A 13,704-nucleotide genomic window follows, 5' to 3' on the forward strand; every position below is an offset into this window, starting at 1 on the left:
CTGCCACCGGTCAATCCAGGGCCGCACCTCCGGAGTGAACTAGGCCGCAGACGGCGCCGGACGTACCAGGCGCCCGCTGTTGCCGCGTTTGTCCCGGATGCCGCCGATTACCCGGCACACCACGTAGATCAGGAAGGACAGCGTGGTGACGTAGGGGCTGATCGGAAGGCGTCCGCCGAGCGCCAACAGGATCCCGCCCACAGTTGCCGTCACCGCGAAGACCACGCTCAGGACCACCACCAGGCGCGGCGAAGAACTGACCCGCAGGGCCGCGGCGGCCGGGGTAATTAGCAGGGCCAGTACCAGCAGGGCGCCCACAATCTGGATGGACAACGCCACGCTCACACCGAGCAGCAGCATGAACCCCAGCGCCAGCCCCCGCACCGGAACGCCGCGCGCTGCGGCCACCCGGGGGTCCACACTGGCGAAGGTCAGCGGCCGCCAGATGGCGATCAGGGCCAGCATCACCACGACGGCGGCGACCGCCAGGACCTGCAGCTGTACGGTGCCGACGGACACGATCTGGCCGGTCAACAGACCGAACTTGTTCGCCGCGCGGCCTTCATAGAGGGACAGGAACAAGATGCCAAGGCCCAGGCCGAACGGCATCAGGACCCCGATGGTGGAGTTCTTGTCCCGCGCCCGGACGCCCATCAGTCCCAGCAGCAGGGCTGCTACCACCGACCCCGCGAGCGAGCCCAATACGACGTCGGCGCCCACCAGCAGCGCAAAAGCGGCCCCGGCGAAGGACAACTCGGAAATGCCGTGCACGGCAAAGGCGAGGTCGCGCTTCACAACGAAGGTCCCGACGAGGCCGCCGAGCAGGCCCAGCACCGCGCCGGCCCAGATGGAGTTCTGCACCAGGGCGAGGAGCTCGCCGTAGTTCTCGAAGTTGAAGATGGAGTGAATCACGCTGTCCAGGTCCACTAGCCAACCTCCCCGGCGATCGCGTGCGCGTCCTCGTGGTGGTGCGTGGTGGCATCCGGAAGGCCCACCACGATCATCCGGCCGTTGGCGTGGACCACTTCCACGCGGCTGCCGTAAAGGTCGGACAGGACTTCGGTGGTCATGACTTCCTCCGGGGTACCGAGCCGGAACCGGCCGCCGGCCAGGTACAGGACGCGGTCCACGTAGTCCATGATCGGGTTGATCTCGTGGGTGACGAAAATGACCGCGCTGTGGTGCTCGTGGCACTGCTTGTTGATCAGCGCGCTGACGGCCTGCTGGTGGTGCAGGTCCAGGGACAGGAGCGGCTCGTCGCACAGCAACACGCGCGGCTCGGTGGCGAGGGCCTGCGCCACACGCAAACGCTGTTGTTCGCCGCCGGAGAGCTTGCCGACGGGAACCTTGGCGTAGTCCTGGGCGCCCACTTCGGCCAGCAGGTTATCCACCCTGCGGCGGACCGTGGCCCCGCCCAGCCTGATGCCCCACCGGTGCCCGTCGACGCCCAGGCCCACGAGGTCTCGGGCCCGGAGCGGGGTGTCCGGATCGAAGGATTCCTGCTGGGGCACGTACCCGATCCGGCGGCTCCCCCGGGCAATGGGCTGGCCCTCCAGGACCGCCGTCCCGGAGCTCAGTTCCTGCAGTCCCAGCATGACCTTGAGGAACGTGGTCTTGCCGCTGCCGTTCGGGCCCAGGACGGCGAGGAATTCGCCCGGGTTGATGTCGAGGTCGAGGTTCTCCCAGAGAGTCCGGTCGCCAAACTTAAGGGACGCTCCGCGAAGGCTCACTACGGGTGTCAACTGGATTTTCCTCGATTTCTGCAGGGCCGGACGGCCACGCCGTTGCGATTATCTTAGGCGGGGCTAGCCCCGGGCGAGTGCCTTGGCCAGGCTGTCCACGTTGGCGGACATCCACTGCAGGTAGCTTTGGCCCTCCGGCAGCGTCTCGCTGAATTCCACCACGGGGACCCCTGCCGCCACCGCCGCGTCCTTGAGGGCGCGGGTTTGCGGTCCCTCAGTCTGCGGGTTGTAGGCCAGCAGCCGGATGCCACCGGACTTCACGACGTCGACGGCGGACCGCAGGATGGCGGGCGGCACATCCGAACCTGATTCGATGGCAGAGGTGTAGGCGGCCGGTGTCCGGTTTTCCAGCCCCGCGGCCTCCAGCATGTACAGCGGAACAGGTTCCGTGACAGCGGCGCCGCCGTGCCTGGCCGAGGCCTTCAGCTCCGACAGCCGGGTCTCCAGCCCGCCCAGGCTCTTCTTCAGGGCCGCCGCGTTGGTGCGGAAGTCCGCGGCCTTGGACGGTTCAAGGGCGCCGAGTTTCTCTGCCAGCACATCGGCCAGCCGCGTCATGGCGGCCGGGCTGTACCAGACGTGTTCGTTGAAACCCGAGGGCGAGTGGTCGTGTCCGTCCGCGTCCGGCGCTGCCGCCGCCGACGCTGATGACGACGCCGGATTGAGCCCCGAGGCGTCGACGACGTTGACCAGGTCCGCTCCGCCCAGACCCGTGTCGTCGGCCAGTTTGTGCAGGAAGTCGTCGTAGCCCCCGCCGTTCTCCACCACCAGTTCGGCTTTGGAGACGGCCAGCTTGTCCTGCGTTGTGGCCTCGTAGGAATGCGGGTCCTGGCTGGTCCGGTTGATGATGGACGTGACCCGGACGTTGTCGCCGCCCACAGCGTGGACCAGGTCTCCGTACACGCTGGTGGAGGCGACCACGTCAACCACGCCGTCGCCGGCGCCTGCCCGGTCACCGCCCGACGTCGGCCCGCAGGCGGTCAGCAGGAGACTGCCGACACCGGCAAGGAGGATAGCGGCGGCGGAACGGCGCACAGAAGGACCTCGGATCTGTTATTGAGAAGCGTTAGCAATACAGCCAGCCTACCCCTAAATAGGAATCATTCCTATTTAGGGGCAGGCCGTGTTGGCTGAGCCGCTAGTCCTGGCCGAGCCTGCGGTACCCGGTGGCCTGCGTGGCGTCGCGGATCTCACCGACCAGCTGCTCGATCACATCCTCGAGGAACAGCACTCCCTGGGTGTGCCCGTCCGGACCGATCACGCGCGCCAGGTGCGAACCGGTGCGCTGCATCACGGACATTGCCTTCTCGATCTCGTCCTCCATGGCCAGGTTGGCCAGGGACCGGATACGGCTTTCGGCAATCGGGTGCTGGTAGCCGGCCTCCGGGATGGACAGGACGTCCTTGATGTGGAGGTAGCCCGAGAGCATGCCCTCGTCGTCGAGCATGGGGAAGCGGGAGAACCCGGTGCGGCTGACCGCCTTCTCAAACTCCTCCGGCGTCGTGGCGTCCTTGAGCATCACGAGCTTTTCCAGCGGGACCATAATCTGGGAGGCCGTGTATTCGGAGAACTCGAGGGCGCCGGTAATCAGTCCGGCGTCGTCGTCCACCAGGCCGTGCCGGGTGGATTCCTGCACGATCGACTGGACCTCTTCCAGCGTGAACGAGGACGTGACCTCGTCCTTGGGCTCAATCCGCATGAGCCTCAGGATGTGGTTCGCGGACCAGTTCAGGGCCACGATAACCGGCTTGACCGCCCTGGCGATGAACATCAGCGGCGGGGCCAGCAGCAGCGCCGCTTTGTCCGCCACGGACACCGAGATGTTCTTCGGAACCATTTCGCCGAAGGTCACGTGCAGGAACGTGACCGCCAGCAACGCGATGGCGAAGGCCACGACGTCGGCCATTTCGGTCGGGACACCGGCTGCCTCCAGCGGGACGGCCAGCAGATGGTGGATGGCGGGCTCGGCCACCTGCAGGATCAGCAGCGAGCAGACGGTGATGCCCAACTGCGCGCAGGCGAGCATCAGCGAGACGTTTTCCATGGCCTTAAGCGTGGTCTGTGCCCGCTTGGACCCGGACTCGGCGAGGGGCTCGATCTGGCTGCGGCGGGCCGACATTACGGCGAATTCGGCCGCGACGAAGAAAGCGTTGCCCACCAGCAGCAAGGCGAGCCAGAGAATTCCCAGCCAGTCGCTCATGCGGCACCGGCCTTTCCGGCAGCGTCGATCCGCCCGTTGTGGTCACCGTGAGCTTCGTGCTCCGCGGGTGCCGGCTTGAAGCAGATCCGGTCGATCCGGCGCCCGTCCATGCGGGTGACACTGAGCTTCCCGCCGACGACGTCCACCGTGTCCCCCACGGCCGCAATGCGGCCGAGTTGGCTCATGACGTAGCCGCCGACAGTTTCGTACGCAGCCTCATCCGGAACCGTCAGGCCCGGTATCTGCTCGGAGAGTTCGTCGGGCCGCAGTAGGCCGGGGAAGTACCAGTCCCCCGAGGCGCTCTGCAGCAGTCCGGGCCGGACCTTGTCGTGCTCGTCGGCCACTTCCCCGACAATTTCTTCCACGAGGTCCTCGAGGGTGGCGATTCCGGCGGTTCCGCCGTACTCGTCCAGGACGACGGCGAGCTGCAGGTTGCCCTCGCGCAGTTCGGCGAGCAGTCCGTCCAGGTGGATGGTTTCGGGGACGCGGAGCACCTCGGTCATGATGGCGCCGGCCTCCAGGTTGGCGCGCCGGTCCACCGGAACGGCGATGGCCTTCTTGACGTGCACCACACCCCGGATGTCGTCCGAGGACTCCCCGATGACGGGAAAGCGCGAGTATCCGGTGCGCTTGGCCGCCTCCACAATGTCCGAGACGGGCTGGTGCCCGTCGATGGTCTCCACCCGGATCCGGGGCGTCATCACGTCCGCGGCGGTCCGTCCGGAGAACTTCAGGGTCCGGGAGATGAAGTTGGCGGTGCGCTCGTCCAGCGTTCCCATGGCGGCGGAGCGGCGTACCAGGGAAGCGAGCTCAGCGGGCGTGCGGGCCCCCGAGATCTCTTCCTTGGCCTCGAGGCCAAAGACGTTAAGGACCTTGTTGGAGAAGCCGTTGAGCACCACGATGGCCGGCTTGAAGATGGCAGTAAAGACCAGTTGCGGGCGGGCCAGGGCTTTGCCGACCCGGAAGGACAGGGCGATCGCCATGTTCTTCGGGACGAGTTCGCCGATCAGCATGGAGAGCAGTGTGGCCAGCGCCATGGCCAGCACCAGGGAGACCGACGTCGAGGCGGCCTCCGGCAGGCCGAGGGCAGTCAGCGGGCCTTCCAGCAGCTTGCCGACCGACGGTTCCATCACGTAGCCGGTCAGCAGCGTGGTGAGGGTGATGCCGAGCTGGCAGCTGGAGAGCTGCGTGGAGAGGGATTTGAGGCATTTGAGCAGCGGCGCGGCGGCGGTGTCGCCGTTATCCACGGCGCGCTGGACGGTCGCCTGGTCAAGGGCGACCAGGGAGAACTCGACGGCGACGAAGAAGCCGGTGCCGAGAATGAGGAGCACTCCGGCTCCAAGCAGTAGCCACTCCATTTAGCGGCCCGCTTCGGAGCGTAAGGATGCCTGCCGGGGGAAACGTCCCGGCGGAGGATGGTCAGCCGGGGCCGACGCTGTTTCCTGTAGGGCACTGTGTCCGCGTAGAGATGGCCGATGGGCGGCGGAGGAGTGATGGGCGCGTGAACGGGGTTTGCCGGCTCTGTGGGTGGACTGCGCGGGAACGTATGAGGTTCCTCGCTGACAGCCCCCAGGCCGGCACCTAGATTTACTGTCCATAAGGATTTCAGTCTACAGGAGCAGCAACAGCGGGCCTCCGCCGTGACGCCCGGCGCCGTAACGTCCGGCACGCTGCGGGGGTCACCAGCTTTGCGGGACCGGGCGGCCTTCCTCGTAGCCGGCCGAGGACTGGATGCCGGCCACCGCCCGCTCCCGGAACGCTTCCAGATCAGCGGCGCCCGCGTAGCTCATGGAACTGCGCAGCCCGGCGGTGATCATGTCCAGCAGGTCCTCGACGCCGGGGCGTGCGGAGTCAAGGTACATCCGGGACGTTGAAATACCTTCCTCAAAGAGAGCCTTACGGTCCTTTTCGAAGGCGCCTTCGCGCTGGTTGCGGTTTTGCACCGCACGGGCCGAGGCCATGCCGAAGCTCTCCTTGTACTGCCGCCCGCTGGCGTCCTGCTGCAGGTCCCCCGGGCTTTCGTGGGTTCCGGCGAACCAAGAGCCGATCATGACCTGGCTTGCCCCGGCCGCGAGGGCGAGGGCCACGTCGCGGGGGTACCGGACGCCGCCGTCGGCCCAGACCCGTCCGCCCGCGGCGCGGGCAGCGGCCGAGCATTCCAGGACGGCGGAGAACTGCGGCCGGCCGACGGCGGTCATCATCCGGGTGGTGCACATGGCACCGGGCCCGACCCCGACCTTGACGATGTCCGCACCGGCCCGGATCAGCTCGCGGGTGGCATCGGCGGTGACCACGTTCCCTGCCACAACCGGCACGGCCGGATCCAGGCCCCGCACGGCGGCCAGGGCATCGAACATCTTCTGCTGGTGGCCGTGGGCGGTGTCCAGCACCAGGACATTGACCCCGGCGGCGAGCAGCTCAGCGGCCCGGCCGGCGACGTCGCCGTTGATGCCGACGGCGGCCGCCACCTTGAGGGCGCCGGCGCCGTCCAGGGACGGACGGTAGAGGGTTGAGCGGAGGGCACCTTTACGGGTCAGGACGCCGGCGAGGCCTCCGGCCTGCTGCACCGGGGCGAAGTCAGTCCCCGCGGCGTCCATGGCATCGAAGGCCCGGCGGAGCGAGGCAGCGGCGGCGGCAGCGTCCGCACCGGCGTCGAACTCGGCCGCGTCGAGCACCAGGGGCTGGTGGCGCATCACCGAGGCAAGGGAGGCGAAACGGTCCTGGCCTTCGAAGTCGGCTGCGCGGACCACCCCGGCCACGGCCCCGGCGTCGTCCACCACCACCACCGCGCCGTGCGGACGCTTGCCCATCAGGTGCAGGGCATCGATCACCGTGTTGGAGGACTTCAAGCTGACCGGGGTCTCAAAGACCGTGTGGCGGGCCTTGACCCAGGCGGTGACATTGCGGAGAACCTCCAGCGGGACGTCCTGCGGCAGGACGGCCAGGCCGCCGCGGCGGGCCATCGTCTCAGCCATCCGCTTCCCGGTCACCGCCGTCATGTTCGCGACCACCAGCGGGATGGTGGAACCGGTTCCGTCGTCGGCCGAGAGATCCACGTCCAGCCGGGAGGTGACGTCCGAGCGGGACGGCACCAGGAAGATGTCCGAGTAGGTCAGGTCGGTGGTCGGCTCACTCAAAAAACGCACGGCTGCTCCTTCAGGAAGGGTCTCAGTGCGATTCTAGGTGACCCCGGGCAACGGGCCTGACCCGGGCCGCGTGACGGGTCCCGCGGGCCCGGCCGGACGCCTTTGCGGCTCATGAATGATTTGAGTCACCCTTATTGGCGGTTTGGCCGGAATCGTCACTAGACTGGCAAAGGTCTGGGTTCACTGGACGCGGAGAACTGGTTCGATTGACGTGCTGCGGCACCGTGGAAACCAGCGGGAATCAAACTCATGGAAGAGGCGTATTTCAAGTGCCAGAGCAGCCTAGCCACCGTCTACCCGAGGAATTTGGCGGAAACGAGTGGCTCGTTGACGAACTGTACGAGCGGTACCAGCAGGACAAGAACACGGTGGACGCCAAGTGGTGGCCGCTCTTCGAATCCTTCGATGCCAGCGACGGTTCCTCGACCAACGGCGCCTCGGCAGCGGCCGTCGCCAACCCCTCCACCCGTGAGCTTCCCGTCGTAGCCCAGGCCCCGGCAACGCAGGCCGCCGCGCCCGCGGCTCCGGCCGCCGCTGCTGCACCGGCCGCCCCGGCACCCGCCGCGGCCCCGGCTCCTGCAGTCGCCCCCGCACCGGCCGCCGCCCAGAAGGCACCGGCCACGGTTGCCCGCGACGGTTCCAAGACCGCCGAACCCGGCGCCGGCACGCAGCCGATCCCGGCCCAGCTGCCCAAGAACGTCAAGGCCCCCACGGCGCCGGAGGAAGACGTCGTCTCCGTCCTCCGCGGGCCGGCCAAGGCCATCGCCGCGAACATGGTGACCAGCCTGGAGGTGCCTACCGCGACCAGCGTCCGGGCCATCCCCGCCAAGCTGCTGATCGACAACCGCGTCGTCATCAACTCCAACCTTGCCCGCGCCCGCGGCGGGAAGGTCTCCTTCACGCACCTCATCGGCTACGCCGTGATCCGGGCCCTGGCCCAGTTCCCCTCGATGAACGTCTACTACGACGTCGTCGACGGCAAGCCGGTCGCCGTGCAGCCCGCGCACGTGAACTTCGGCATCGCCATCGACATGCCCAAGCCGGACGGCACCCGCCTGCTGATGGTCCCGAACATCAAGAAGGCGGAGACGCTCAACTTCTCCGAGTTCTGGCACACCTACGAGGACCTGATCAAGCGCGCCCGCAACGGCAAGCTGACGGCCGATGACCACTCCGGCACCACCGTCTCGCTGACCAACCCGGGCGGCATCGGGACCGTGCACTCGGTTCCCCGCCTGTCCAAGGGGCAGGCAGCGATCATCGGCGTCGGTGCCCTTGATTACCCGGCAGAGTTCCAGGGCGCCAGCGAGAAGATCATCGCGCACAACGCCATCAGCAAGGTCCTGACGCTGACCTCCACCTATGACCACCGCGTCATCCAGGGTGCCGGCAGCGGCGAGTTCCTGAAGCTTGTGCACCAGCTCCTCCTCGGTGCGCAGAACTTCTACGACGAGATCTTCGAATCCCTGCGCATCCCCTACGAGCCCGTGCGCTGGAGCCCGGACCTGCAGGTTGACCCGGCCGACGAGATCAACAAGGTCGCCCGGATCCAGCAGCTGATCCACTCCTACCGCGTCCGCGGCCACCTGATGGCGGACACCGACCCGCTCGAGTACGTCCAGCGCAAGCACCCGGACCTCGACGTCCTGACCTACGGCCTGACCCTGTGGGACCTGGACCGCGAGTGGCCCACCGGCGGCTTCGGCGGCAAGCCGATGCTGAAGTTCCGCGACATCCTTGGCGTCCTCCGAGATGCCTACTGCCGCACCACCGGCATTGAATACATGCACATCCAGGACCCGGCCGAGCGCAAATGGTTCCAGGACCAGCTGGAGCACCCCTACTCCAAGCCGAGCCGTGACGAACAGCTCCGCATCGTCTCCAAGCTCAACGCCGCCGAGGCATTCGAGACGTTCCTGCAGACCAAGTTCGTCGGGCAGAAGCGCTTCTCGCTTGAGGGCGGCGAGTCGCTGATCCCGCTGCTGGACGCCATCATTTCCGACGCGGCCGACGACGAGCTCGACGAGGTAGCGATCGGCATGGCCCACCGCGGACGCCTGAACGTGCTCACCAACATCGCCGGCAAGACCTACGCCCAGGTCTTCCGCGAATTCGAGGGCACCCAGGACCCGCGCTCCGTGCAGGGTTCCGGCGACGTGAAGTACCACCTCGGCACCGAAGGCACCTTCACCTCGGACAACGGCAAGGAGACCAAGGTCTACCTCGCCGCCAACCCGTCCCACCTCGAAGCCGTGGACTCTGTCCTTGAAGGCATCGTCCGCGCCAAGCAGGACCGCCTGGACCAGGGCGAAGCGTTCCCCGTGCTGCCGATCATGGTGCACGGCGACGCGGCGTTCGCGGGCCAGGGCGTCGTGGCGGAAACGCTGAACCTGTCTCAGCTGCGCGGCTACCGCACCGGCGGCACCATCCACGTGGTGGTCAACAACCAGGTGGGCTTCACCACCGCGCCGTCTTCCTCACGCTCCTCGACCTACTCCACGGACGTCGCCAAGATGATCCAGGCGCCGGTGTTCCACGTGAACGGCGACGACCCGGAGGCCGTGGTCCGCATCGGACAGCTCGCCTACGAGTTCCGCCAGCGGTTCCACAAGGACGTTGTCATCGACATGGTCTGCTACCGCCGCCGCGGCCACAACGAGGGCGACGATCCCTCGATGACGCAGCCGCTGATGTACAACCTGATCGAGGCCAAGCGCTCGGTCCGCAAACTGTACACCGAGTCGCTGATCGGCCGCGGGGACATCACCGAGGAAGAAGCAGAGCAGCTGCTCCGCGACTACCAGGAACGCCTCGAGCGGGTCTTCGCCGAAACGCACGCCGCGCAGACCTCCCCGATTCCGATCATCACCGCCGATTCCGCCGCGGTGTCCGATCTGGAACGGCCCTCCGCCCAGCAGTCCGACTCGGGGATCAGCGCCCCGGAATCCACCGCGATCTCCGCCGAGACGCTGGCCCGGATCGGCAAGGCACACGTGGACTTCCCCGAGGGCTTCACGGTCCACGCGAAGCTCAAGCAGCTGCTGGAGAAGCGCGAGCAGATGTCCCGCGAGGGCGGCATCGACTGGGGCTTCGGTGAGCTCGCCGCCTTCGGCTCGCTCAGCATGGAGGGCATCCCGGTCCGGCTCGCCGGCCAGGACTCCCGCCGCGGCACCTTCGTGCAGCGCCACGCCGTGTTCCACGACCGCGTCAACGGCGACGAGTGGATGCCGCTGTCCCAGCTCTCCGACGACCAGGCCAAGCTGTGGATCTACGATTCCCTGCTGTCCGAATACGCGGCCATGGGCTTCGAGTACGGCTACTCCGTCGAGCGCCCGGACGCCCTGGTGCTGTGGGAAGCGCAGTTCGGTGACTTCGTCAACGGCGCGCAGACCATCATCGACGAGTTCATCTCCTCGGCCGAGCAGAAATGGGGCCAGCGCTCCTCGCTGGTACTGATGCTGCCGCACGGCTACGAGGGCCAGGGCCCGGACCACTCCTCCGCCCGGATCGAACGCTTCCTGCAGATGTGCGCCGAGGAGAACATGATCGTGGCCAACCCCACGACCCCGGCCTCGCACTTCCACCTGCTCCGCCGCCAGGCATACAGCAGGCCCCGCAAGCCGCTGATCATCTTCACCCCGAAGCAGCTCCTGCGCCTCAAGGCAGCGGCGTCCTCGGTGGAAGACTTCACCACCGGCGCCTTCCGCCCGGTCATCCCCGAGCACGAGCAGCTGCAGGCGGACGCCGTCGAACGGGTACTGCTGGTCTCCGGCCGGCTTTATTACGACCTCCTGTCCACCCGGCAGAAGACCGGCGACACCACGACGGCGATCATCCGGGTCGAGCAGCTCTACCCGCTGCCCGCTGCGGACATCGCCGCCGAGCTCGCCAAGTACCCGAACGCCGACGTCGTCTGGGCGCAGGACGAGCCGGCGAACCAGGGCCCGTGGCCGTTCATCGGCCTGAACCTGCCGGACGCCCTCGACCGCCGCGTGCGACTCGTTTCCCGGCCCGCCTCGGCATCCACCGCGGCAGGATCGATGAAGCGCCACGCAGCCGAGCAGGACGCCCTGCTCAAGCAGGCATTCGCACGTAAGTAAACCCAGGCTGCCCGGCCGGAAGTGGAACCCCACGACTCCGGCCGGGCAGCTTCGTTTAATGCAGCCGCCGGGCACGGACCAAAGCCGGCACCTGCACAGGGAATGATGAGGTAGTCGTGGAAGATCGGAAGCTGCGGATCGCGGCCGTAGGAGACGAACTGCTGGCCGGACTGGGCGACCCCCGGGCACTGGGCTGGCTGGGACGGGTGCTCGCCCGCACCCCGGATGACGGGTTGACGCTCGAAAGCTATTCGCTGCCCTGCCCCCAGGAGGGCACGGAAGGCCTGGCGGAGCGCTGGCTCGACGAGGCCGGACGGCGCTTCGGCCCGCAGCACGAGAACCGCCTGGTCATCGGGTTGTCCGGCCGCGACATCGAATTCGGGCTCTCCACCGCGCGCAGCCGGCTTAACCTCGCCAACATCCTCGACTCGGCGTCGCAGAACAAGATCGAGGTCTTTGTCGTTGGGCCGCCGCCGACACTTGACCCGATCCAGAACCGCCGGCTCGGGGAGCTGAACACCGCTTTCGCCGACGTCACGACGCGCCGCAAGCACCTTTACGTGGACACCTTCTCCCCGTTGCTCAGCCACGAACAGTGGCGCCAGGACCTCGCGGCCAACGGCGGAACCCCCGGCCAGGCCGGATACGGACTGATGGCCTGGCTGGTACTGCACCGCGGCTGGTTCCAGTGGCTGGGCATCGACGCCCCGGAGTAGGCCCGCCATAATTCTGTCGCGATATATCTTGACCGCGCCCAAAGCGCGATATATCGTGTTTCCATAGTCGCGATATATCGCAAGCAACGAGGCTCGCCAGATCGCACCCGTCCGCATCCGGAGGAAGTATGGAACAGAATTCCTGGACCGTAACAGGTCCCCAGACGATCGACGTCGACGGCGTCCGCTCGCTCAAACTCGGCATCGTCCGCGGCCGCTTTGACATCGTCACCCACGAGGAGGCGGTGGCGCGCATCGAGGTCTCGGAGGTCGACGGCGATCCGCTGGCGGTCAGCCTCACCGACGGCCGGCTTGAGGTGCGCCACCAGCTCCACGGCGCGCAGGGCTGGTTCAAGAACCTCATGGGCACGGTGAACAACAACTCAAGCAACTCCGTGGTCATCAGCATCGCCCTTCCGGCCGGCGTCGACGTCGAGGCGGGCACGGTCAGCGGCGACGGGATGGTCTCCGGCCTCACCGGACACACGCGGCTGAACACGGTCTCCGGGTCCGTCTTGGCCGACGGCACCCAGGGCGAACTGGGTGTCAGCACCGTCAGCGGTGAGGTGATCGCCCGCAACCACAACGGCGTCCTGACTGCCAAGAGCGTCTCCGGCGAGGTCACGGCCTCCGGCGAGTTCAGCAACATCCGCGCCAACACGGTCAGCGGAGACCTCAGCTTCGACCTGCACGGGTTCACGCAGGACTTCGGCGCCAACTCCGTCTCCGGCGACGTCACCATCCGGCTCCCGCACGACGTCGGGGTGGACATCATCGCGAAGTCGGCCAGCGGCGCTGTGGTCATTGACGACCAGCGGTACATGCAGCCCGGAGGAACCCTGCAGACCATCGCCGGGCCCGACGCGAAGCTGATGCTGGTGCGCACCAACTCGGTCTCCGGCAAGACCTCGATCTTCCACAGCCAGCCGGGCACGGACACCGAAGCGGGACTCTGATGCCCCCGGTCTTCGCCCACGGCGCCCTGCGGCTGTACCTGCTGGCACTGCTGGAATCCGGCCCCAAACACGGCTACGAGCTGATCAAGGCCCTCAGCGACCGCTTCGGCGGCACCTACTCCCCCAGTGCCGGAACCATCTACCCGCGGCTCGCCAAGCTGGAGGACGAAGGGCTCGTGGCCACCCACACCGAAGGCCGGCGCACCAACTACAGCATCACCGCTGCCGGCCTGGTGGAACTGGACCGGCGGCGCGGGGAGCTGGCCACGGTGGAGGACGACATTTCCGCCTCCGTCCGGCGCCTCGCGGACAAGCTGCGCCAGGACATCCGGGTCAACATGCAGGGGCTCCGCGCGGACCTGGCAGCCACGGCGGAAGCCGCCCGCTCCACCGCCCGCAACGCCGCGTCCCCCGCCACGGCGCGTTACTCCAAGGAAAGCGACGGCAGGCTGAGGGAGGCCGAAATGCTGGTGCAGTCCTTCCGGGACGATATCCGGGTGGAACTGCGCCGGCATGCCGGCGCCAAGCCCGTCACCCCCGTCACCCTGGAGACCGTCAAGACGGTCCTCGACCAGGCCCGGATTTCCATCCGGAACTCACTGGGCGATTGAGCCGGCCCTACCCCTGTCTCGGTTCGCGGCGGCCCCGCTGATGTGGGAGACTTGAGGGCAGCTCTTTTGAGTACCAAGATTAAGGAGGCCAGCTATGAGCAAGCGTGCACGTAAACGTCGTGACCGTAAGCGTGGCGGCGCGAACCACGGTAAGCGCCCCAACACCTAAGCCACGGCTAGGATAGACAGCTTTAAGCAGAAGACCCCGGGAACCTCACGGTTCCCGGGGTCTTTCG

At 67.3% G+C, this 13,704-nt stretch carries 11 protein-coding genes; 5 read left to right on the forward strand and 6 right to left on the reverse strand.

All coding sequences use genetic code 11. From position 1 onward, the window contains the following. Nucleotides 1-39: 39 nt before the first annotated feature. The 6 genes from AC1DHY_RS00730 to AC1DHY_RS00755 all read right to left on the reverse strand — a co-directional run bounded on the left by AC1DHY_RS00730 (nucleotide 40) and on the right by AC1DHY_RS00755 (nucleotide 7,085). Nucleotides 40-927 carry a metal ABC transporter permease gene (locus AC1DHY_RS00730; RefSeq protein WP_476877735.1) on the reverse strand — a complete coding sequence of 296 codons (888 nt, stop codon included), beginning with the start codon at nucleotides 925-927 and terminating at the stop codon, nucleotides 40-42. Then, nucleotides 927-1,730 carry a metal ABC transporter ATP-binding protein gene (locus AC1DHY_RS00735; protein WP_476903022.1) on the reverse strand — a complete coding sequence of 268 codons (804 nt, stop codon included), beginning with the start codon at nucleotides 1,728-1,730 and terminating at the stop codon, nucleotides 927-929. Before AC1DHY_RS00735 ends, AC1DHY_RS00730 begins: the two co-directional genes overlap by 1 nt. 75 nt (nucleotides 1,731-1,805) lie before the next feature. Beyond that, the gene (locus AC1DHY_RS00740) at nucleotides 1,806-2,774 is read right to left on the reverse strand and encodes a metal ABC transporter solute-binding protein, Zn/Mn family (RefSeq protein ID WP_476877733.1); all 969 of its coding nucleotides are present in this window, start codon (nucleotides 2,772-2,774) and stop codon (nucleotides 1,806-1,808) included. A 103-nt stretch (nucleotides 2,775-2,877) separates the two neighbouring features. Further along, on the reverse strand, nucleotides 2,878-3,939 hold the full coding sequence (locus AC1DHY_RS00745; RefSeq protein WP_476877732.1) for a hemolysin family protein: 1,062 nt from the start codon (nucleotides 3,937-3,939) through the stop codon (nucleotides 2,878-2,880). After that, complete coding sequence (locus AC1DHY_RS00750) at nucleotides 3,936-5,297, reverse strand: hemolysin family protein (RefSeq protein WP_476877731.1); 1,362 nt, start codon at nucleotides 5,295-5,297, stop codon at nucleotides 3,936-3,938. The genes AC1DHY_RS00745 and AC1DHY_RS00750 overlap by 4 nt, the downstream gene beginning before the upstream one ends. A gap of 321 nt (nucleotides 5,298-5,618) precedes the next feature. Beyond that, nucleotides 5,619-7,085 carry a GuaB1 family IMP dehydrogenase-related protein gene (locus tag AC1DHY_RS00755; RefSeq protein ID WP_476877730.1) on the reverse strand — a complete coding sequence of 489 codons (1,467 nt, stop codon included), beginning with the start codon at nucleotides 7,083-7,085 and terminating at the stop codon, nucleotides 5,619-5,621. A gap of 269 nt (nucleotides 7,086-7,354) precedes the next feature. Here AC1DHY_RS00755 and AC1DHY_RS00760 point away from each other — a divergent pair, with 269 nt between their 5' ends. The 5 genes from AC1DHY_RS00760 (at nucleotide 7,355) to AC1DHY_RS00780 (ending at nucleotide 13,637) form a co-directional block, all read left to right on the forward strand. Continuing rightward, nucleotides 7,355-11,185 carry a multifunctional oxoglutarate decarboxylase/oxoglutarate dehydrogenase thiamine pyrophosphate-binding subunit/dihydrolipoyllysine-residue succinyltransferase subunit gene (locus AC1DHY_RS00760; RefSeq protein ID WP_476877729.1) on the forward strand — a complete coding sequence of 1,277 codons (3,831 nt, stop codon included), beginning with the start codon at nucleotides 7,355-7,357 and terminating at the stop codon, nucleotides 11,183-11,185. A 116-nt stretch (nucleotides 11,186-11,301) separates the two neighbouring features. Next, on the forward strand, nucleotides 11,302-11,901 hold the full coding sequence (locus AC1DHY_RS00765; protein ID WP_476877728.1) for a GDSL-type esterase/lipase family protein: 600 nt from the start codon (nucleotides 11,302-11,304) through the stop codon (nucleotides 11,899-11,901). 128 nt (nucleotides 11,902-12,029) lie between these two features. After that, entirely contained in the window at nucleotides 12,030-12,857 is an 828-nt protein-coding gene (locus tag AC1DHY_RS00770) for a DUF4097 family beta strand repeat-containing protein (RefSeq protein ID WP_476903023.1), read from the forward strand. Further along, nucleotides 12,857-13,468 carry a PadR family transcriptional regulator gene (locus AC1DHY_RS00775; protein ID WP_476877726.1) on the forward strand — a complete coding sequence of 204 codons (612 nt, stop codon included), beginning with the start codon at nucleotides 12,857-12,859 and terminating at the stop codon, nucleotides 13,466-13,468. The genes AC1DHY_RS00770 and AC1DHY_RS00775 overlap by 1 nt, the downstream gene beginning before the upstream one ends. A 94-nt stretch (nucleotides 13,469-13,562) precedes the next feature. After that, nucleotides 13,563-13,637: a 50S ribosomal protein bL37 gene (locus AC1DHY_RS00780; RefSeq protein ID WP_369299106.1), complete on the forward strand. Its 75-nt coding sequence runs from the start codon at nucleotides 13,563-13,565 to the stop codon at nucleotides 13,635-13,637. The last annotated feature ends 67 nt before the right edge of the window (nucleotides 13,638-13,704 follow it).

This window comes from Arthrobacter sp. 05L44, from assembly GCF_056397605.1.

Bases quoted from the DNA above. Each gene is read 5' to 3' on its own strand.
- AC1DHY_RS00745 (WP_476877732.1), bottom strand. From the start codon at position 3,939: ATGAGCGACTGGCTGGGAATTCTCTGGCTCGCCTTGCTGCTGGTGGGC.
- AC1DHY_RS00750 (WP_476877731.1), bottom strand. From the start codon at position 5,297: ATGGAGTGGCTACTGCTTGGAGCCGGAGTGCTCCTCATTCTCGGCACC.
- AC1DHY_RS00770 (WP_476903023.1), top strand. From the start codon at position 12,030: ATGGAACAGAATTCCTGGACCGTAACAGGTCCCCAGACGATCGACGTC.
- AC1DHY_RS00775 (WP_476877726.1), top strand. From the start codon at position 12,857: ATGCCCCCGGTCTTCGCCCACGGCGCCCTGCGGCTGTACCTGCTGGCA.